Genomic DNA, 19,224 nt, shown 5'->3' with positions numbered 1-19,224 from the left:
AATCACTATGGCACACTGGACTTATAAGCAAAGCACAGGCGAACTCTTCAAAGACGGTAAGCTTATCGAGAAAGGTTATTCTGGCGTCTTAACTAACAAAAATAATCCCGATCGTGAACAGGTCAGAGGAATGGGCCCTATTCCTCGTGGAAAGTGGCGGATTGGCCGACATACTAGCAGCAAAGGTCCGCTGACTATCACCCTGATCCATGTGAGCGGTAATACCTACAGGCGTGATATGAATACCTTTCGCATGCACGGGGAAAGAGTTCATGGCGTCCCTGGTTTCGCATCAGAGGGCTGTATCATTATGGGTCATGCTACACGGTTACTTGTAAGCAAAGATATCGGGGCAACGTTGGAGGTTGTGCGATGATTAAAACAGTATTCCTGGCTTTAGCGTTTGCGCCATCGTTAAGCCATGCGGTGGATCTGCCAGGCAGTGAATGCGCAGCTCCGGGGCATTATGTTGAAGGAATGCTTCTTGCAAGCATTAAAAACGACCTGGGTATTGACCTGACCACAATTGACTATAATAAAACTTCTTTTGAAATATTAAGTATCAAACCAGTATCTGAGCTGTTTGCCAGGAAGCTTGCTATTGCCGACAGCAAGGAGAATCCAGAGCTTGCTGAGAAAGATTACTACGACATATACCGGAATGGTCATGTACTAACCGTAACGGCCAAATACATATTTACTGACAGGAATAATAAACGTGACGAATTTATCTCTTCGGCATTCGTAAACGATGATGAATGCTCGGTAAAATACAACGGCTATATAACACTATCTCGGGAATTCTGAAACATGGACTTTCTCCTTCCTTTGAGAATATTTTATAACCGACATACCCCTTGCTATTCTTACCAAGTAGCAATACCTTGGTAAGCATAAGGTATAAAATTTCAAAACCCTTATTTTCTTTCATTAGAGCGGTAGCGCTCAAATCGGATCAGATACTCGATTTGAGCGATGTTAATCATCGAGACATACGTTGTTTGATTACCCCCAAGAACATTTCCCAGAGGTGTTTTGACATCCCATCATTCGTTAGCAGTTCTTCTCGTGTGTTTCCACTACGTAATCTCCCCATCAAAGGACGAAAACCAAGATTTTGAGCATTATCAGCAAGGTTCAGGCTTTCATTAAAGCTATTTCGAACAACATTATCCTTGCTATAACAGATATCTCCTATCCCATGATGTTCATTGCCACGCCAGACGCCACATTGCCCTATATTGCTACCGTTGTAATACACGGCACAAGTGAAAGAATCTGCATTAAGAAGATGGAAGCCTACATCTAACCCAACATGGCGCTTTTGAGTTTGTCTAATGAGTTTTCAAAATAACGAGCGACATACTCAAACCTCTCACGGCGGCGCGATCTTGATCAAGGTCAGTAACGCTCATTGGTAGAGAAAGGTTGCTGGAGCGCGAAGTGAAAACTGTATTCTCCGCCTGAAACAAGCGAATCATTACTTGGCGGAAAACTTCTATACAGAAGCGCATTAGCTTTTGTACAGGCCTGGATCGCATTAATACCTCCTGGAAAAACACTGGTATTAGATGAAATCACAGATGCACTACGCAAACGCTATATTCATCTTGAACAATTAGATCGTTCTGACTTACGAAATGCTTTATCCTACGCACTGTCAACCTGCTATAATAAAAAACCACTCTTTAAAGTTGAAAAGGGAAAATACTCACCTATTGAAGACTAAGGATCTTATATAAGTTTTATATGGAACTTCACAACAATCAATCATTCTTTAAATTATGGCTGCGAAAACCTTGCGGATACTAAATTCCAGACACAAAAAAAGTCGCCCAGAAGCGACTTTTTCCTTTTCCGTGGTGCGAAGGCCGGACTCGAAAGGCAATACAACCACCTGTATAACAACACAAAAATAAAAGCAAAACCTTTAAGTGCCCCTTTTTGTGCCCCCAAATTATTTTTCATATTTCGCCCGAATCGCTGCCAATCGTCTTATGTAACTTCCATTGGAAATCTATTCCGGTTAGGTTCCGTAAAACGGAACCTAACCGGAATAGCCAAATAAAAAAGATTTTATAAATAATCCTTCACACTCTACACCTTTCATTTTTATTCTTATTAAACAGTATCTTAAGTGGTGATGAGTGGGTGAATGGTGATGCATATCCTTCACCGGCGATGAAGCATGGGCGTAAAAAAACCGGCTTTCGCCGGTTCGGGTCAGTCAGGCTGCTGCCGGGTCGTCGCATTTTGGCAGCCAGTCGGCGCTGCTTTCATCGGTCAGGTCGAGGTTGGTCTGGATGCCTGACTTCGTGCGGCGCTTCAGGTAGTTCAGCCCGTACTCGCGCAGGATGCTCTCCAGCGCCTGGCTGAACGACTTCATGCTGAGCGGGTTGCGGTAGCCGTTCGCCTCCATGTAGGCCAGATAGGCGTGATACAGGTAGCGCTTCGGCTGCAGCGGCCGGATGCTGGCGTTGCCCATGTGCAGGCCGGTCGGCTCAGCGGTGGCAAACAGGTAGCCGCAGAAGTCCACCATCGGGTCGGCGTCGCGCTTGATGCGCATGGCCTCCCCGGAGTTCTGCTGCGACTGAAGCAGCGCGCGGGCGTCCTGCGGCTGGCTGAACCGCTGCATCAGCTGGCGCACGATAACGGCCAGCTCCGCCTGTATCTTTTCCTTCAGCTGCGGGTCGCGCTCGTTCGCCGGAATGATTTCCGGGAGTGCAGGATCACCCGGCGACGGGACACGCCACCGCTGCGGTCGGTGAAGCGCATCGGGTTGTTGTTGACGGCCAGAATCACCGCCGGGATGTGGGTTGAGTAGGCGTCCTTATACTTCGGGTCCACCGACACCGCGTCGCCGCCGGTAATCGCCTTGATGCCCGCGCCGTCGCCGCTCCACTTCTCCTGGTCGGGCAGGCGGATAAGCGAATACGCTGCATGAAAACGCATGAGTCCCAGGCACTCAGGAACGGCATTTCGGCCCAGTCGTGGCGCGGTATAAGCCCCTTCATGCATGTGCATGAAAACCATTCCATGAAGCGGGCAGGCGTGGCGGGGGTACGAGCGCGCGCAACCGCGCAACACAGTTCAACACAACGCAAATCTTTTTGTTGCTTGCAATTAATAACCATTGCATTTCAAAAAAGTCAAACATCCATTTCAATTTTTTTAATAATGTTGTGTTCAAAATGAATCATGTTAACTTTGATACCTTCTATCATCTTAATGAGGTCTTCAAACTTTTCACTTGTCCCAAAAATAATTTGCTTATTAAAAGATTCAGCCTCAGAAGCCTTCTTAATAAATTTTTTAAAGCTTATATCTTTAGTTTCTTGCTGCCGAGGCTCATCCATTATTAATAATCCGAGATGATTGGTGGTTAAACCATCCAAAACAGTATCCAGCATTAATAAAGAATAAAGATATGACCAAATCACCCTAATATTATCACTAGCTGACGCCTCTGAACCTATATCGACATCATCTAAAGAAGGCTTATATGTATTCATGGATAGATCAAAGTCTTCTATCTCTGTACTTTTATAGCCAAAGTCCTTCAGATTCTCCTTAAAGGAGATCTTTAATTTATTTAATTTCCTTTTGTCCTCATAAGTAAATCCATCATATGGTAACTTGCTTAGTTCATTGTTAATTTTCCGCCATTCAATCAGTACAGCACTAAGAGTTGTTTTAATGTTTTTCTCAAAATCCAATAATGAATATAATGTCTCAATATTTTTTTCCAATATTACTTCTTGGCGAATCTGTTCTCTCACACTAGCATCGCCAGGTGACATTAAGCTACGTTGAATTGCTCCCAATTCAGAACGGAGCTCTCTTACTTTAGAGTTGGATATTTTTATTAGTAATTCTTTATCTTCTATCTTTTTCCTTTCACTTTTAGACAGGCTTTCAAATACGGCTTGCGTTTTTTCTAAATACTTAATATTCTCTTCGATTGAAAGCGCCTGCCTTTCTATTGTGTTAGGAAGTAAGGTTCCCTGAAGAGGCTGGCCACAGGTTGGGCAATTATCTTCAGAGAAATTAAACTGCTCTTGTGATCCTAACTGTTGTAGTTTTTCAATATCTTTATACTTCCTAAGACTTTCCTTTGTATTAGTTAAACTCTTTGTTATCGACTTGAGATAGTCATAATTTATATCGAGATCGGAAACTAAAACCCCTAATGCGTTTTCATGATTTTTTAATGCCAACTTGATAGCATCTAATGAATCACTTATATCTTTGCTATCTTTATCTAAAGCACTAATGCGGTTATTCTGCAATGAGATTAGCGCATCTTGTTTTAAAACTATATCATTAGCAAGGGAAACCTCCATCTGGCTATCATTAAAAGTATATAAATCACTATCCTGCATCACCTCTATTTTATTTCCAATATTTTCAGGCAAGCGGTTAGAAACAAAAAAACCATGAGTTTTTGCAGTAGCGATTAAATCACCTAGAGTCGCAGTCCATTTTGCCTCGTGCCTTTTTTTGGACTCGAGATATGATTCTCTTTTTCTTCTGATTTCGCGGACATCTAAATCAAGAGTATATTCTAAAATATTTTGCGAAAGATCTTTTATCCCTAAATAGGTTGGTATTACATTGAGGATACCGCCCCAACCTCGAGTTTGCTCTACATAGTTGACAGTAAAAATCGATTCCAGATAAAGAATACTTTTAGAGCCATCGTATTTCATAACTTGTGGTTGTTTTATACCCAGAAACTCACTTAAAAAAAGATGAAAGCCTCTTTCACGCTGTGCGGAGCCTGGATCTTTCAGAAAAAAATCAGTAAATTTATTTTTCTGAATACTGTCAAACTCAGAATTGAAAACAGTTATAATTTTAGAAGCTTCAGTATCACTTTTTCTAAGGAGAGTGATAACATCCCCATGCTGATTTGATATCTCTAGATAAACTTCCGTTTTTTTAACAAATACCTCTTTATCACTCTCATCTCTAAGTTTAGTGGTAAGAGCAGACTTTAGCGGGTTATTTCTTGAAGGACCAAGCACTCCTTCCAACCCTAAGGCAAAGATGATTGACTGGATACATGTAGACTTTCCAAAAGAGTTCTCAGCACTGATGACATTTAGTCCTGAAGAAAATTTCAAATCAGCACCAAATAAACCTGAATAAGTATCAGTTTTTATAACCAAACGGTTAATATTAAGCTTGCTCATATTAGACCTTTATATAAAAGCATATCAATTTTTTCATCAGAAAATTCAGTCTTATTGAAGTTATCTAAGAATTTTTTTTCATCAACAAAAAGCTCTGCACATTTATATATATATGATGAAAAGCTCTGCCCTTTTTTTGTAAGAGTTACACTTTTAGCAGAGTTAAACTCGAAAAGGCCCTCACCAATCCCGATTGAGATTGCTCTATCTAGCAACGGATCGAACCTTACATTAATTTCCGCATTCAGCCTTTTGAAAAGATAACTCTCTCTTTTATCGTGGGAGGATATGATTGCATAAATGACTTGTAATTTCTTTAAGCTTGCCGTTGATCCTCGACAAAGCTTACTCAAAATTATAACTAATATCGAAATCCGCCAAATGGGCCTTAACTCAGGCTCTACGGGTGTACCTGAAGATTTAAAGCTCATTTTTATAGGAGTTTCATTAAGAATATCCATTATTAGAAATCCAAATTGCAACGCATGAGCCAGTCACCGACGACACCTGTAGCTATACATTTTAAATTATCTTTATGAAGGTTGCTAGTTTCTGAAAGGTTATTTTTTAATAGCTCTATTTGCTTCAGTGGAGGTGTTATATCTGTGCTAAAAACATCTAAGTCCAGCTCTTGCTCTCGATTAAAGATGCCTTTAGTAATTTCTTCATGTAATGAAGGATAATTTTCCTTTAAATCCGTCATTGTATTTTTATAACTAACTATGTTATTAAGCAGTTGGCTTGCCGCATTGGTAACTTGAGTATCATTATCTCTTAGCTTTCTAAGCTTCCGAGAAATATTATTAACAAACTCACTCTCACTTTGTTTTAATGATTCGATTTCTTCTGAAGAAACTTCCGGTATATCGATCTTCAGGATTCGCATTCCACGATTTATTAAGTCGCTCTCTTCATTTTTAAGCGTTTCACGGTCCCAGATTAATACTTTAAAATCTTCATTATCTACATATGGTAATCCTGCGGCGATGACTTCGCTTTCTTTATTAGCAGCATGTACAACAAGATGCTTAGATACATGTCTAGGAACTACTAACACCCAGCGTCTAATTTTTGTATTCTGTAGAATTTTCTTTAAATACCCGTTCTTATCTTCTATGAACTTAGCAATATCAGTAGTCATTTTATCTCTTTGCTTTTCATAGAGCTTATCAGTTGGGCAAGCTTCATCTGGGCAATAAGATTGGAATGCATTTCCTTTAGTGCAATAACCTTCGATACCAGCATCCCCGTTATGAATATCGGGGATAGGAATATAATTATCTTCTCCATATCTATTTCTCAATAAATCATTGACATGGGCTTCCCATTCCTTGCTTTCCCAGACTTTGTTTCTTGAAATTTCCATAATTTCGCCAATTAGCAAGATAAAAATTAATAATTTTTTTTAATCAATATCATTTTATCGGACATCATTCAAGATTAATCTTATTCAAAAAGAAAGTTTCATATAAAAAAACAAAAAAACCATATAGTTACATTACTTTGGCGAAGTCATAGGGCATGATAAATTCAATTTTGTTTGCATCCAAAAAATCAGCCCACCACTGAATCATAAGCAGTCGCTCTTCTAGATGCTCAGACGTATGAATGTAGGCTGCACGCACGTTATTCCTTTCGGAATGGCTGAGTTGCCTTTCAATAGCATCATCACTCCACAATCCAGATTCGCCGAGAGCACCACGCGCCATGGTTCTAAAGCCATGGCCACAAATCTCAGTTTTAGTGTCATATCCCATCGCACGCAATGCGTTATTGACCGTGTTTTCGCTCATCACTTTTTTAGGGTCATGGTCACCGGGAAACAAACGTGGGTTATCACCGCTAAGCTGTTTTAACTTGTCAAGTAAAACCAGAGCCTGACGGCTTAACGGAACGATGTGCTCTTCTTTCATCTTCATACCGCGATGCGAGTAACGCACGCCTTCTATTTCTTCACGCTTTGCAGGTATACGCCACAGGGCTCTTTCAAAATCAAACTCATCCCATCTGGCAAAGCGCAACTCACTGGAACGGACAAAGGTTAGCAATGAAAGCTCAACTGCAATACGCGTCATAGCACGCCCACGATATGCGGCCAAGCGTTCAAGAAATTCAGGAAACCGGCTAAATGGTAAGGCGGGATAGTGACGTGCTTTAGTAGTAGATAGTGCTCCTGCCATGTCTATGGCTGGGTTAGATTCGATGTAATCGTTCTGCACGGCATAGCGCATGATTGCAGTTACGCGTTGTTGCAGACGCTGAGCCACATCATGTTTGCCAGCCGTATCTACTTTCTTGATTGGTGCTAGAAGATGGCTGGTTTTGAGCTGCCGAATGTCAGCCGTTCCGATGTAAGGGAAAATATAGAGTTCAAGATAACGGAGTACGCGTGAGCGGTGATCGTCACTCCAGCGTTTATTGTTGGCATGCCATTCGCGGGCGATCTTTTCAAAGGAGTAAGCGGCGGAGACTTCTGCCTTTGCTTCTTTCTGCTCTGCCTTGGGATCTATACCCTGCACTAACAGCTTTTTAGCTTCATCACGCTTTGCTCTTGCCTGAGCAAGCGTCACTGTAGGCCAAACACCAAAAGCGAGGCGATCCTCTTTTTTGTCAGAGGGGCGTCTGTATTTCATGCGCCAGTATTTAGAACCCTTGGCCGAAACCTCGAGATACAAACCACCGCCATCGGCCATTTTATAGGTTTTGTCTTTTGGCTTTGCGGTCTCTACCTGTCTGGCGTTGAGCTTCATTTGGGGGCACATTTCTAATCGAAGTTAAGATGCCCCCAATTATGCCCCCAATAGCATCCGGATTTCAACGGACCACCTCGGACGGCTTAGGACGTAAAAATCGCTATAAACCTTGATTTTAAAGGGATAACTGGAATTTCTCGGATGGTCTTGGAAGAGTACTTGGTGCCGAAGGCCGGACTCGAACCGGCACGTATTTCTACGGTTGATTTTGAATCAACTGCGTCTACCGATTTCGCCACTCCGGCACGGAAGGGTATGCGGAAAACGTCGATGATTATACCGGCACAGGACAGAGGCGCAACAGGAATCACCCTCCCCTCACGCTAAGCGCTGAAAAAAGCACCATTTGCCAGAGCAATGCTCAAATGATTACGGCCTCTTCTGGTCAAGGAGCGTTTAGAACTGTTGCTTTTAGGCCTTCTCTAAAAAGCAAAATGCGGAATTACAAGACCTATCAAAGAGATACTCAATGGTTATCTCATGTTCAGACATAAGGTTGATGACATAGACTAAATTTTTACATTAGTTGCTTAACGTTTCACGGAAAACCTTCTTCCTTCTAATAATCCCTGAACAGAGTCGTCATAATCGGCTAAAGCTCCATTCAAGCCTTTTATACCGATAATCCTAATTAAATAAGATAACCGCTCCCAAGCTTTTGCTTAAAATCATTACTTGTATCTTTTACATCTACCACCAAAACAATACCGAACCGCAAAAAATATCACACCCAACCAAATAATAACCAAACCTTCACAAACCTTCTTTTTTCACAATAATTTTATTTTTTCCCTTATATTTCACTAAAAGGATTTTTACGTAACCTTAATGTCAGACAGAAATCGCTCTCATGTTCACCTGAAGCAACTGCACATTATTTAAGAGAAAAAGTAATGTATCATAGTGAAGGAATAATAAAGCAACTACAGGATAACAACATCCTGGCGGCTAACGCATTAGACCGGGCTGTTGCTGGTGTACGCGATGCTGTAAGAGATCAGGTTGGGAAAATCGACGCGGGAAAAACGCGACTCATAAACTACGGTTCTTGCTTCACGACCGAATTTTACGAGAAATGCACAGAACAAAAATCCGAAGACCAACGGTTTATTGCAGGTATCTATCACCTCCTTAAGAACAAAGCCATTTTTACAGAAATGCTTGAGGTATATTTTGAAGTTGTATTTAAAGGCAGAGATATTCGGCAATTGCAAAATATCAAGCGAATGCTGATGCAGTTAAATATTCACATCGCAGCGAGTACACTAACCAGCAGGACCTTCGCACTCGGCGTAGCAATGGCTGTATCTATGTCATTAAATGCCAGTCTTCCATTCAGCCGCTTAACTGGAACCACTATTGGGGCAGCTGCATCTATTTTAGGCGTTTACGGCATCGTTCAGCAAGCAGCGGACAGTGCAAATCACTTAAAAGTAATACATCCAGATTATTATCAGGCTCTCTATATCGTTGAACTGGAAATGATGTTTTTCCTGATTGAGGATAAGCTTTTAAGAGCTGGAGCCTTGCAAAATAGATGGTTAGCCGATGATCAAGTTGCAGATATTATCTATAAGCTAGTGAGACTATCGTGATTAAATTTTTAAAACGGATGTTAAAATTTGAAGCGCAGCTTACATTCTGGTCATGGTTTCCTAACATCACAACAATCATATTCTTTTTTATTGCGGCCCGCTTCTTTCCTGACTATATGATCTTGCTGACGTTGCTTTTTTGGATTGCCATGGTCTTTTTAGCTTACTTCCTGTGGCCACCAGGAAAGTGAGCCTTTCACTCAACTGTAATTCCTTTGTTTTAGAAAAATTAAAGCTGAGTTTCGTTGAAATTATCCTTCGTTTCAATACTGAATTTATTGTCTTACTTGTATCTTAAACAAATAAAAGGAGTTCACTATGTCTACACCTGCTCACCTCTGGCTCACTGATGAAAATGGTTCACCTGTAGTCGGTAGCTGCCTGATGCCCTCCCGTATCGGATCCATCGAACTGAAATCACTCTCTCACAACGTCACCATTCCTGTCGATCCTCACTGGGGAAAGCTTACAGGCACCCGCGTACATTCACCCATTGTTATGCAAAAGGAATTTGACCAGACGACACCCATTCTCTTTCGTGCCCTCTGTGAAGGCCGTATCCTAAAAAAAGCCACAATTAAAATGTATCGCACTCTCGATGCTGGCGTTGAAAGTGAGTATTTTAATATCATCCTTGATAACGTGAAGATCTCTGCTATTTCACCTGTCCTGCGTCCGGGCGGGCTGGCAAGTACACATTTAGAAAATATAGAATTGCGCTACGAGTCGATCATCTGGAAATATACCGAAGGAAATATCATTTACCGTGACTCATGGAACAATATGGCCACCGCTTAGCCTCACTGGTTTAATAAACTTTATGGCATCATGAAGAACAATATTATGTTTAAGACTTTCCTGTCACTTATCTTCAACGAAGGGATTATTCTGGCCTGCCTTGTCGCTTTCGGTTTCTTTTACCTCGAATTCGTCCCGGATTACTGGTTAGTCTTAACAGTTGTGTCAATAATAGTAGTTTTTATTGTATTACCTAAAATCACAGGGAGATTTGATAAATACGATAAATGATTTTTTGAATAAGATTATATGACTAACCCAGCTTGTATATGATTAACAGATGAAAGCGTTTTGCCCACTATTATTTATCGCAAATCATGAAAAGCTATAGCCAGGCTTCTCCTTGTTGGCTTTAAAAACATTCCATTCACGCCTGAAAAGCCTCTGTGATAGCACCCGCCTATAGGATCTGCGGTAAACAGATATCCATCTTCGGGGCTGGATAAAGCTCTAAGCGCCATTGCTTACAGGCGTGCATCGAGCCTTTGCTGGCCTCAGGCGCCTTAATCCGTCTTACCTGCGCGCTCCCCTTCCCCCTACAGAATCCTCCTATTCCTCCCGACACTCTTCCCTTCCCCGGAACTTTCCCACCTCAGATTCCTCTTAGCAAAACTGGCGCAGCAACGCATCGCGCGCAGGCCGAACATAAACGAGGTTGAGATGAATAAAGCCACACAACGCACTATTTTGGGGATGGGGTTCAGCGCGCTGCTGCTGGCAGGCAGCGCATCGGCGGCAAGCTGGCAGGATCAGCTGAGCAGCGCGGCGTCGCAACTGAGCCAGCAGAACAACAGCAACAGCAGCGCGACCAACAGCACCGCGCAGAACGGCGGACTCTCGCTCGGCTCGCTGACGGGCCTGCTGAACGGCGGCGACAAAGCGGTCAGCGCTAACAGTATGACTAACGCCGCAGGCGTAATGCAGTACTGCGTGCAGCACAACGTCGTGGATAACAATGTGAAGTCGGTGAAAGAGCAAGTGCTGGACAAGCTCGGTCTGAGCAGCCAGACGGCGCAGACGCAAAACACCGACTACCAGCAGGGCATCGCCGGCCTGCTCAATACCGGCAACGGCCAGCAGCTTAACCTGCAAAGCCTGAGCAACTCGCCGATGGGCGAGAAGCTGAAAACCAAAGCCTGCGACGTCGTACTGAAGCAGGGCAAAAAATACATCGGCATGTAATCCGCCGCTGTTCAGGCGCGAGCTGTCCCTCGCGCCTCTCTTCACCGCCTGCGCAACGGCCTTCTAACCCGTAGGTCGCGCCCAAAGCGCCCTCGTCTCCTCTTCCACCCTTTGCAGCAGCCCCATCGCCTGCTCATACGACTGAATATTGGTGTAGCCAATCACCAGGCCGTAGCGCTTCTGCGTCTGCATATACCAGCCGGAGAGCGGCAGCACGCGCAGCTGATGTTGCTGCCACACCTCCGCCAGCGCCGCATCCTGGGTGCCGCGCCGCAGAAAGGCGACGATATGCATGCCGCCGTCGGTCAGCTCATACTCAAACAGATCCGGAAAGCAGGCCTGCAATGCGTCGAACATCATGCGTCGCCGCTGCTGGTAGAGAATGCGCATCTTTTTAATATGGCGATAAAAGTGCCCTTCGCTGAGAAACTGCGCGAGGATTTTCTGCGGCAGCAGCGGCAGCCCGTTCTCCAGAATCTCGCCCAGCTCGCGAAAGCGCGCAAGCGTCGCTTTGGGCATTACCAGATAACCGATGCGCATCGCAGGCATAATGGTTTTACTGAAGGTGCCGGTATAGATCACCCGATCGTGCGTATCGAGGCTTTTTAACGCCGGGATCACCTTGCGCGTGTAGTGAAACTCCCCGTCATAGTCATCCTCAATGATCCAGCTGTTGTTCTCCTGCGCCCACGCCAGCAGCTGATGCTTGCGCGGCAGCGACAGCGTGACCGCCAGCGGGCTCTGATGGGTCGGCGTCACCACCGCAAAGCGCGCATCGGCGTGATAGCGCAGCAGATGATCGACGTTGATCCCGTCGCGATCGACCGGCACGTAGTGCAGGTTCGGCGCGATCCGCTTCAGCAGCTTCTGCCCGAAGAAGTAGCCGGGATCTTCAAACAGCACCTTGTCGCCCGCCTGCGCCAGCACCGCCAGGATCAGCCGCAGGTTGGCGCGATAGCCGCTGGTAATAAAAATCTGCTCCGGCTGGCAGTCGAGCCCGCGTGAGATGTTGAGGTAGCTGGCAATGGCCTCGCGCAGCGGCAGATAGCCCATCACCGGCGGTATCAGCATCTCGTCCGGGCGCAGGCTGCGCGCCGCTTTACCGGCGATCAGCAGCCACTTCTTCAGCGGGAAGGCGTCCAGCGACGGAATGCCGAGCCGCATCTCCCCTTTGCTCTCCCGCTGGGCGATGCGCTGCGGCAGATCGCTCTCCTCAGGCTGCCATAATGGCTCTTGCTTAACGATCGCGGCAGGCGTAAGCGCAGGATTAACGCGCGTGCCCTTCGCGCCCTGGCTGACGAAGTAGCCTTCGCCAGTCAGGATCTCATAAGCGGCCTCGACCGTTTTGCGGGCGACGCGCAGCTCGCTGGCAAGCACGCGGATCGCCGGAACGCGATCGCCTGGCTTCAGCACGCCAGCCAGGATCTGCTGACGATAGCGCGCGTAAATCTCTCTGTATCCCACCGCTATGTCCTACCTTTTTTCACGTTTTATGACCCTTTTTACTCTGACATAGCACTCTATGATGACTTCATCGACCCGGCAACCGTGAACACGCCATGAAGATTGAACACTACACCTCGCCTGAAGAGCTGCTGCGCTGCTTCCCGCTGATGCGCGAACTGCGCCACAGGCTTGAAGATGAAGCGCAGTTTATTGCGCAGGCAGAGCGCCAGCAGGCACAAGGGTACCGTCTGGCGGGCCTGGCCCGCGAAGGCAGGCCGCTGGCGCTGGCGGGCTACCGCCTGCAGGAGAACTTTATCCACGGCCGTTTTTGCTACGTGGATGATCTGGTCACCGCCGAAGCGCTGCGCAGTCAGGGACTGGGCGAACGCCTGCTGAACGAGCTGGCGACGCTGGCGCGCGAACAGGGCTGCGTGCGGATGGTGCTGGATACCGCCGTCAGCAACCGCCAGGCGCAAAAGTTCTACAGCCGCGTCGGCTATCTCGCTCTGGGCCTGCACTACTACCGCCAGCTTGTCTGAAGGAGCCATCAATGAAGCTATTGCATATAAAAGTCAGCCCCGACATCAGCGGCTCCGCCTCGCGCGCTGCCTCTGCACATCTGGTAGCGCGGCTGCGCGCCCGGCATCCGCAGCTGGAGGAGAGCGTACTGGATCTGGCACAGCATCCGCTGCCGCATCTGGATGCTTTTACCATCAACGCCTTTTTTACACCGCCGGAAGCGCGCACCAGCGCCCAGCGCAGCGCCATCGCAACCTCAGAAGAGCTGGTCGATCAGCTGTTCGCCTGCGACACGCTGGTTATCTCATCACCCATGTGGAACCTCGGCCTGCCTTCGGTGCTGAAAGCCTGGTTCGATCATATTACCCGCGCTGGCCGCACCTTCGCCTTTACCGCCGACGGCAGCAAAGTCGGGCTGGTGCAGGGCAAGAAGGTCTACAGCGTGGTCGCCAGCGGCAGCCGCTTCGCCCAGGGCCCCTTTATGCAGGATGACCAGTTCACGCCCTATGTGCGCGTCGCGCTCGCCTACATCGGCATTGAGGATGTGGAATTTATCCGCGTTGACGGCACGCACGACCCCGTCAGCCGCGCAACCGCTCTGCCCAATGCGTTAAACACCATCAACCATTTATTGTGAATAAGGAAAAGATCATGACGTCACGCGTTAATCATTTTAAAACCGTCCCGACGCTGGCCAAAAGCCTGAGCGATATCTCAATGGCGTTACGCAAAACGTCGCTGGATACCACCCTGAAGCATCTGATGGATATCCGCGCCTCACAGCTCAACCACTGCGCCTTCTGTCTGGATATGCACGTGAAGGAGGCGAAGTTGCACGGCGAGCGTGAACTGCGTCTCTATCATGTCGCTATCTGGCGCGAGTCACCGCTGTTTACCGCCCGTGAAAAAGCCGCGCTGGCGCTGACCGAGGCGCTGACGCGTATCGACGAGCACGGCGTAAGCGAGGCGCTGTACGGCGAGCTGCGCGAGCACTTCTCAGAGGTGGAGATCAGCGAGCTGACCTTCGCCATCGCGGTCATCAACAGCTGGAACCGCGTGCAGATCCTGTCGCAGATGGCGCCCGGCGCGCTCGACAGCGCTTACGGGCTGGATCGCGCTGAACTGCATTAATTTTTATCGCCAGCAGCACAGGCTGCTGGCCTCCCCATGTTTTTCTGCGCGCCCTGAGGCTATAGTGAGATTTTGCACTACAAAGGACAGCACGCATGAAAGGCATCAACATTGCGATTTACTTCGATCCCGATCTCATTTTCGCCACCGTGCATCAGCCGGACGGCAGTTATCTGAGCAAAAATTTTCAGTACGACGATGCGGTGATTGAAGAGATCTATCAGTGGCTGGAACAGTTCACGCCGAATCGCACCCATATCTGCCTGCTTGAGCATGACACCGCCGATATCCTTGCCGACGAACTGGTGGATAACGGCTATCACGTCCATCGCGTCAGCACTCATCTGCTGCTGGAGTGGTTCACCTCTTCGCCCCCCGCCACGCCGGATGGTACGCCGGTGCGCGCGCTGCTGCGCTATCTGGAGGAAGAGAAGCCAGACGAGTATGTGTCGCGCACGCCGCAGATCGAGGCGCTGCTCGATATGTTCGACGACCTGGATGCGCTGGAAGAGGTGGAAGAAGAGGATGACGAGGACAGCCTGCCGGATGACGTGCTGCGCCTGGTGAAGAAGAAAAAGATCACCGCCCTCGCCGCCGCGCAAAGCCTGATCCCGGAGCTGAACGAACGCATCCGCGAACATCTGATGCGCTATCCTGAGCTGATGACGCCAGAGCTGCTGGAAGATTTTTTCCCGGAGCTGCTGGAAGCGATGGAGCGCCAGAAACATTAACCCTTCCCGACCGCGCCACCCAAGAGGACGCATATGCAGGCGTTATTAGAAGCTGTGGGGTTAGGGCTGATCGTGCTGCTGCCGCTCGCCAACCCGCTTACTACCGTCGCGCTGTTCCTCGGGCTGGCGGGCGAGATGAACTTCAGCGAGCGCAACCGTCAGGCGTTGCAGGCTTCCATCTATGTTTTCGCCATTATGATGGTCGCCTGGTACGCGGGCAACGCAGTGCTCAATACCTTCGGCATCTCCATTCCCGGCCTGCGTATTGCGGGCGGCCTGATTGTCGCCTTTATCGGCTTTCGCATGCTGTTTCCGGCGCAGCCGGTTGGCCACTCGGTCGAGGCGCAGCACAAGCAGGATGAGCTGGAGAAAAGCGACGCGCATCAGGAGCCGGTCAATATCGCCTTTGTGCCGCTCGCGATGCCGAGCACCGCCGGTCCCGGCACTATCGCGATGATCATCAGCTCCGCCTCGACAGTGAAAAGCGGCGTCAATTTTCCCGCGTGGGTGATCGCCACCGCGCCGCCGATCACCTTTCTGCTGGTCGGCCTGATCCTGTGGATCGCGCTGCGCAGTTCAGGAAGCATTATGAAGCTGGTGGGGAAAGGCGGGATCGAGGCGATCTCGCGCCTGATGGGCTTTTTACTGGTCTGTATGGGCGTGCAGTTCGTGATTAACGGCGTGCTGGAAGTGGTGCATAACTTTCATTAAAAAGGGCGCCGAGGCGCCCTTAAAATGGCAGGTAAGGTGCTAACGCGGGTAAGAAGGCCCGCTTGCAGACTATTCAGCCGTCTGAAAGAAGACGCAGTGCCCTTTAGTCGTGCTTCAGCGACTTCCGCACGTCCGCAACCTGATCCTTGCTCACCGCTGGCGCGTTGTTGCTCCAGCCCTGACGAATAAAGGTCGCGAGCTGCGCTACTTCGTCGTCGCTCAGGCGCTTGCCGAAGCCCGGCATCGCCAGCGTTGACGGCGCTTTCTCCGTCGATGGCTGCTGCGCGCCTTCCAGAATGGTGTGGATCAGCCCGGTCGGATCTTTGGCGTTAACAATCGTCGCCTGATCCAGCTCCGGGAAGACGCCTGGCGCGCCCTTGCCGGTCACAAAGTGGCAGGCGCCGCAGTTGTCGATATAAAGACGCTCGCCCTCGGTCAGGTTCTTCGCCGCCGTCAGCTTCGCTTCAGTCTTCTGCTGCGCCTGGACGTTGTAAGCCTGCAGCGGCGGGTTGCCGCCAAGGAACTTCAGATACGCCGCGACCGCCTTGAGATCGGCGTCGGTCATGTGCGAGCTGCTGTGCTCAATCACCGACTTCATCTCGCCGCCTACCGCCGCTTTATCGTTGCGGCCGGTCTGCAGGTAATCGACGATCTCCTGCTCGCTCCAGCGCGGCAGACCGCGCAGCGACGGCACGTCCCAGTCGTTCAGGCTACCGCCCGCGAGGAACTTCGCATCGCCGCTGTCCAGCGCCTTCTCGTTCATGCCGATGCCGCGCGGCGTATGGCAGCTGCCGCAGTGGCCCAGGCTCTCGACGATATAGGCGCCGCGGTTGATCTCTTCAGAGGCGCCGCCGATCGGCTGGAACGGCTTGTCGCTGGTAAAGGCCCAGTTCCAGAAGCGCATGCCCCAGCGCTGGCTGAACGGGAAGCTGAGGCGGGTTTCCGGCGGCTGCTCGGCGCTCGGCTTCACGCCCTTCATAAAGTAGACATACAGCGCGTGCATATCTTCATCGCTGATTTTGGCGTAGTCCGGGTAAGGCATCGCCGGATAGAGGCGCGAGCCGTCCGGCAGCACCCCTTTGCGCACCGCGTCAGAGAACTGTTGTTCGCTGTAGTTGCCGATGCCGTGCGCTTTGTCCGGCGTAATATTGGTCGAATAGATGGTGCCGAGGTTGGAATCAATCGCCAGGCCGCCGGAATAGTCCGGCTTGCCCGCGAGCGAGTGACAGGCCATACAGTCGCCGAGGCGCGACAGGTATTCGCCTTTCTTAATCAGCTGGGCCTCATCTTCCGCGTGCGCAGGAGCAGCCATGCATCCCAGCAGCACGGCGTTGGCGAGTAACAATGATTTCAGTTTCATATGCTTATGCCTGTACCAGTGGACCGGGGTTTTTCAGATACTGTTCCTTGATCGCCTGCGCCGCCATCAGGGTAATCGCGCCGATGGTATCGGTCGGGTTCGCCTGGAAGTTCTGCGGGAAAGCGTTGCCGCCCGGTACAAACACGTTATGCACGTCCCAGCTCTGCAGATACTTGTTCAGCGCAGAGGTTTTCGGGTTGTCGCCCATTACCGCGCCGCCCACGTTGTGGGTAGAGACGTACTTGGTCAGGTCGAAGTTGGCATCCATCGGCAGGAAGCTCATGCTCATGCTGTCCGGGTTCAGCTCTTTGCCGATATTGCCGACGATGCCTTTCAGGTACTGCTGCAGCTTGAGCTCGTTCTGTTTCCAGTTAAAGGTCATGCGCAGTAGCGGCTGGCCGCGGTGGTCGGTGTAGTTCGGATCGAGATCCAGGTAGACATCGCGGTACGACTGGCAGGTCGTGGTGATGCTGATCTTCATGGAGTGGCCATACCACTCTTCCAGCCCCTCTTTGTAGCCCATGCCCCAGCTCGGCGTGCCTTTCGGCAGCGAGGTGGCGATTGGCGTACCGGTGGCCTGCGAGCTGTGGATCTTCGCACCGCCAAGGAAGCCGAGTCCAGGACCGTCGAAGTTGCCCGGAGAGATGTCGTTGAACATCTGGCCGGTGGCGCCTGCGGTGGCGTACGGGTTGAAGTTTTTGTCTTTGAAGAACAGGGTCGCGCCGCCGTTCGACAGGAAGGCGTAGTTACGCCCTACCACACCCTCTTCGGTAATCGGGTTATAAGGCTTACCGATGCCGGAGAGCAGCATCAGGCGCACGTTATAGAGCTGGAAGCTGGAGAGCACGACGATCTTCGCCGGCTGGAACACTTCGTTGCCGTCCACGTCGTAGTAGATCACGCCTTTGGCGGTCTTCTTGTCGTCGTGCAGCACCACTTTCACCACTTCCGCGTGCACTTCGTAGGAGAAGTTCGGCATGCGCTTCAGCGCATCCATCACCGCGGTCTGCGGCGACGCTTTGGAGTAGTTCAGGCACGGATATTTGGAGCAATAGCCGCAGTAGTTGCAGGGCGCGATCTGGTTGCCGTACGGGTTTTTCCACGCGCGGGAGACGCACGCCGACGGGTTCGGGAACGGATGGTAGCCCAGCTTCGTCGCCGCTTCTTTAAACATCACGTTGTTCAGCGTGTCTTCCAGCGCCGGCAGCGGATAAGGCTCGGAGCGCGGGCCTTCAAACGGGTCGCCGCCTTCCAGAATCTGACCGCGCAGGTTGCCGGTGTTGCCCGACTGGCCGCAGATCAATTCGAACTTGTAGTAATAGGGCTCGATCTCATCCCAGGTGAACGGGAAGTCCATCACGCGCATATCTTCCTGCAGGATACCCGGCTTGTAGGCCTCGTCCACGTAGGTTTTCAGCTTGATGTCGGTCGGCGTCGGACGGATCAGTACCGCCGTCCAGTGCATGCCTGCGCCACCCACGCCGGTGCCCGGCGCGAACGCGCCCCATTTACGAGTCGGCAATGCGGTCTGGGTGGTGTCGTAACGTACGGTGACCGCCACTTCTTTCGGCGTGGCGAACACTTTGTTGCGTACGTTATAGGCGTATTCGTCAGCCGGTTTCGGGTAGGCGAAATCGGGGTAGTCGCGCTCGCCGCCGCGCTCTAAGGCGCGCACTTCGAGGCCCGCCAGCGCCAGTTCGATACTCATCAGCGAGCCGGCCCAGCCGAGGCCGCAAACAACGACGTCGACTTCTTTTTTAGTAATCTGTGCCATGATAATCCTGTCTCAAATACCTGATTCAA

17 protein-coding genes, 1 tRNA gene and 1 pseudogene are annotated in these 19,224 nt (G+C 49.5%); 10 read left to right on the top strand and 9 right to left on the bottom strand.

Translation table 11 applies throughout. The features are described from left to right. The first annotated feature begins 7 nt into the window (after positions 1-7). Together D7S44_RS13170 and D7S44_RS13165 are read left to right on the top strand one after the other, a co-directional pair. Complete coding sequence (locus tag D7S44_RS13170) at positions 8-376, top strand: tlde1 domain-containing protein (RefSeq protein WP_120455515.1); 369 nt, start codon at positions 8-10, stop codon at positions 374-376. Then, positions 373-807, top strand: coding sequence for a Shiga toxin A subunit (locus D7S44_RS13165; RefSeq protein ID WP_120455513.1), 435 nt, complete (start codon positions 373-375; stop codon positions 805-807). The genes D7S44_RS13170 and D7S44_RS13165 overlap by 4 nt, the downstream gene beginning before the upstream one ends. A 1,420-nt stretch (positions 808-2,227) precedes the next feature. On the opposite strand, the pseudogene D7S44_RS13145 reads toward D7S44_RS13165, so the two are convergent. The 6 genes and pseudogenes from D7S44_RS13145 to D7S44_RS13120 form a co-directional block, all read right to left on the bottom strand. Next, positions 2,228-2,934, bottom strand: a pseudogene (locus D7S44_RS13145) (primase-like DNA-binding domain-containing protein); the annotation flags it as partial. A 215-nt stretch (positions 2,935-3,149) separates the two neighbouring features. Next, positions 3,150-5,195, bottom strand: coding sequence for an ATP-binding protein (locus D7S44_RS13140; RefSeq protein ID WP_120455509.1), 2,046 nt, complete (start codon positions 5,193-5,195; stop codon positions 3,150-3,152). Beyond that, positions 5,192-5,656, bottom strand: a complete 465-nt coding sequence (locus tag D7S44_RS13135) for a hypothetical protein (RefSeq protein WP_120455507.1) — start codon at positions 5,654-5,656, stop codon at positions 5,192-5,194. Before D7S44_RS13135 ends, D7S44_RS13140 begins: the two co-directional genes overlap by 4 nt. Before the next feature lie 2 nt (positions 5,657-5,658). Next, on the bottom strand, positions 5,659-6,561 hold the full coding sequence (locus D7S44_RS13130) for a hypothetical protein (protein WP_147402103.1): 903 nt from the start codon (positions 6,559-6,561) through the stop codon (positions 5,659-5,661). A 127-nt stretch (positions 6,562-6,688) separates the two neighbouring features. Further along, positions 6,689-7,945: a tyrosine-type recombinase/integrase gene (locus tag D7S44_RS13125; protein ID WP_120455503.1), complete on the bottom strand. Its 1,257-nt coding sequence runs from the start codon at positions 7,943-7,945 to the stop codon at positions 6,689-6,691. A gap of 163 nt (positions 7,946-8,108) precedes the next feature. Beyond that, a tRNA-Leu gene (locus tag D7S44_RS13120) sits at positions 8,109-8,193 on the bottom strand. A gap of 648 nt (positions 8,194-8,841) precedes the next feature. Here D7S44_RS13120 and D7S44_RS13115 point away from each other — a divergent pair. The 3 genes from D7S44_RS13115 (at position 8,842) to D7S44_RS13095 (ending at position 11,523) form a co-directional block, all read left to right on the top strand. Further along, positions 8,842-9,543, top strand: a complete 702-nt coding sequence (locus tag D7S44_RS13115; RefSeq protein WP_120455501.1) for a hypothetical protein — start codon at positions 8,842-8,844, stop codon at positions 9,541-9,543. Between the two features lie 318 nt (positions 9,544-9,861). Further along, positions 9,862-10,341 carry an Hcp family type VI secretion system effector gene (locus D7S44_RS13105; RefSeq protein WP_120455497.1) on the top strand — a complete coding sequence of 160 codons (480 nt, stop codon included), beginning with the start codon at positions 9,862-9,864 and terminating at the stop codon, positions 10,339-10,341. A 660-nt stretch (positions 10,342-11,001) separates the two neighbouring features. Beyond that, positions 11,002-11,523, top strand: a complete 522-nt coding sequence (locus D7S44_RS13095; RefSeq protein ID WP_120455493.1) for a YjjA family protein — start codon at positions 11,002-11,004, stop codon at positions 11,521-11,523. Positions 11,524-11,586: 63 nt separating this feature from the next. On the opposite strand, the gene pdxR is transcribed toward D7S44_RS13095, so the two are convergent. Then, a complete protein-coding gene (gene pdxR / locus D7S44_RS13090) occupies positions 11,587-12,987 on the bottom strand; it encodes a MocR-like pyridoxine biosynthesis transcription factor PdxR (RefSeq protein WP_179256421.1) in 1,401 nt (466 codons plus the stop codon). A 95-nt stretch (positions 12,988-13,082) separates the two neighbouring features. Here pdxR and D7S44_RS13085 point away from each other — a divergent pair, with 95 nt between their 5' ends. The 5 genes from D7S44_RS13085 to D7S44_RS13065 all read left to right on the top strand — a co-directional run bounded on the left by D7S44_RS13085 (position 13,083) and on the right by D7S44_RS13065 (position 16,061). Next, the gene (locus D7S44_RS13085; RefSeq protein WP_120455489.1) at positions 13,083-13,508 is read left to right on the top strand and encodes a GNAT family N-acetyltransferase; all 426 of its coding nucleotides are present in this window, start codon (positions 13,083-13,085) and stop codon (positions 13,506-13,508) included. Between the two features lie 11 nt (positions 13,509-13,519). After that, positions 13,520-14,125, top strand: coding sequence for an FMN-dependent NADH-azoreductase (locus D7S44_RS13080; RefSeq protein WP_120455487.1), 606 nt, complete (start codon positions 13,520-13,522; stop codon positions 14,123-14,125). 14 nt (positions 14,126-14,139) lie between these two features. After that, a complete protein-coding gene (locus tag D7S44_RS13075) occupies positions 14,140-14,619 on the top strand; it encodes a carboxymuconolactone decarboxylase family protein (protein ID WP_120455485.1) in 480 nt (159 codons plus the stop codon). Positions 14,620-14,714: 95 nt separating this feature from the next. Beyond that, positions 14,715-15,350 (top strand): hypothetical protein, encoded by a 636-nt coding sequence (locus D7S44_RS13070; protein ID WP_120455483.1) that lies wholly within the window; start codon positions 14,715-14,717, stop codon positions 15,348-15,350. Between the two features lie 33 nt (positions 15,351-15,383). After that, positions 15,384-16,061: a MarC family NAAT transporter gene (locus D7S44_RS13065; protein WP_120455481.1), complete on the top strand. Its 678-nt coding sequence runs from the start codon at positions 15,384-15,386 to the stop codon at positions 16,059-16,061. Positions 16,062-16,164: 103 nt separating this feature from the next. Here the strand turns inward: D7S44_RS13065 and D7S44_RS13060 are convergent, their stop codons facing one another. Continuing rightward, on the bottom strand, positions 16,165-17,421 hold the full coding sequence (locus D7S44_RS13060; protein WP_120455479.1) for a c-type cytochrome: 1,257 nt from the start codon (positions 17,419-17,421) through the stop codon (positions 16,165-16,167). A gap of 4 nt (positions 17,422-17,425) precedes the next feature. After that, positions 17,426-19,195 (bottom strand): GMC family oxidoreductase, encoded by a 1,770-nt coding sequence (locus D7S44_RS13055; protein WP_120455477.1) that lies wholly within the window; start codon positions 19,193-19,195, stop codon positions 17,426-17,428. Between the last annotated feature and the right edge of the window lie 29 nt (positions 19,196-19,224).

The sequence above is a fragment of the Pantoea piersonii genome, assembly GCF_003612015.1.
Lineage (GTDB): Bacteria > Pseudomonadota > Gammaproteobacteria > Enterobacterales > Enterobacteriaceae > Pantoea > Pantoea piersonii.
This window is presented reverse-complemented; position numbering and strand designations above follow the sequence as displayed.

Excerpts from the sequence above, each read along its gene's own strand:
- D7S44_RS13170 (WP_120455515.1), top strand. The coding sequence starts at position 8 with ATGGCACACTGGACTTATAAGCAAAGCACAGGCGAACTCTTCAAAGAC.
- D7S44_RS13165 (WP_120455513.1), top strand. The coding sequence starts at position 373 with ATGATTAAAACAGTATTCCTGGCTTTAGCGTTTGCGCCATCGTTAAGC.
- D7S44_RS13140 (WP_120455509.1), bottom strand. The coding sequence starts at position 5,195 with ATGAGCAAGCTTAATATTAACCGTTTGGTTATAAAAACTGATACTTAT.
- D7S44_RS13135 (WP_120455507.1), bottom strand. The coding sequence starts at position 5,656 with ATGGATATTCTTAATGAAACTCCTATAAAAATGAGCTTTAAATCTTCA.
- D7S44_RS13130 (WP_147402103.1), bottom strand. The coding sequence starts at position 6,561 with ATGGAAATTTCAAGAAACAAAGTCTGGGAAAGCAAGGAATGGGAAGCC.
- D7S44_RS13125 (WP_120455503.1), bottom strand. The coding sequence starts at position 7,945 with ATGAAGCTCAACGCCAGACAGGTAGAGACCGCAAAGCCAAAAGACAAA.
- D7S44_RS13115 (WP_120455501.1), top strand. The coding sequence starts at position 8,842 with ATGTATCATAGTGAAGGAATAATAAAGCAACTACAGGATAACAACATC.
- D7S44_RS13105 (WP_120455497.1), top strand. The coding sequence starts at position 9,862 with ATGTCTACACCTGCTCACCTCTGGCTCACTGATGAAAATGGTTCACCT.
- D7S44_RS13095 (WP_120455493.1), top strand. The coding sequence starts at position 11,002 with ATGAATAAAGCCACACAACGCACTATTTTGGGGATGGGGTTCAGCGCG.
- D7S44_RS13085 (WP_120455489.1), top strand. The coding sequence starts at position 13,083 with ATGAAGATTGAACACTACACCTCGCCTGAAGAGCTGCTGCGCTGCTTC.
- D7S44_RS13080 (WP_120455487.1), top strand. The coding sequence starts at position 13,520 with ATGAAGCTATTGCATATAAAAGTCAGCCCCGACATCAGCGGCTCCGCC.
- D7S44_RS13075 (WP_120455485.1), top strand. The coding sequence starts at position 14,140 with ATGACGTCACGCGTTAATCATTTTAAAACCGTCCCGACGCTGGCCAAA.
- D7S44_RS13070 (WP_120455483.1), top strand. The coding sequence starts at position 14,715 with ATGAAAGGCATCAACATTGCGATTTACTTCGATCCCGATCTCATTTTC.
- D7S44_RS13065 (WP_120455481.1), top strand. The coding sequence starts at position 15,384 with ATGCAGGCGTTATTAGAAGCTGTGGGGTTAGGGCTGATCGTGCTGCTG.
- D7S44_RS13060 (WP_120455479.1), bottom strand. The coding sequence starts at position 17,421 with ATGAAACTGAAATCATTGTTACTCGCCAACGCCGTGCTGCTGGGATGC.
- D7S44_RS13055 (WP_120455477.1), bottom strand. The coding sequence starts at position 19,195 with ATGGCACAGATTACTAAAAAAGAAGTCGACGTCGTTGTTTGCGGCCTC.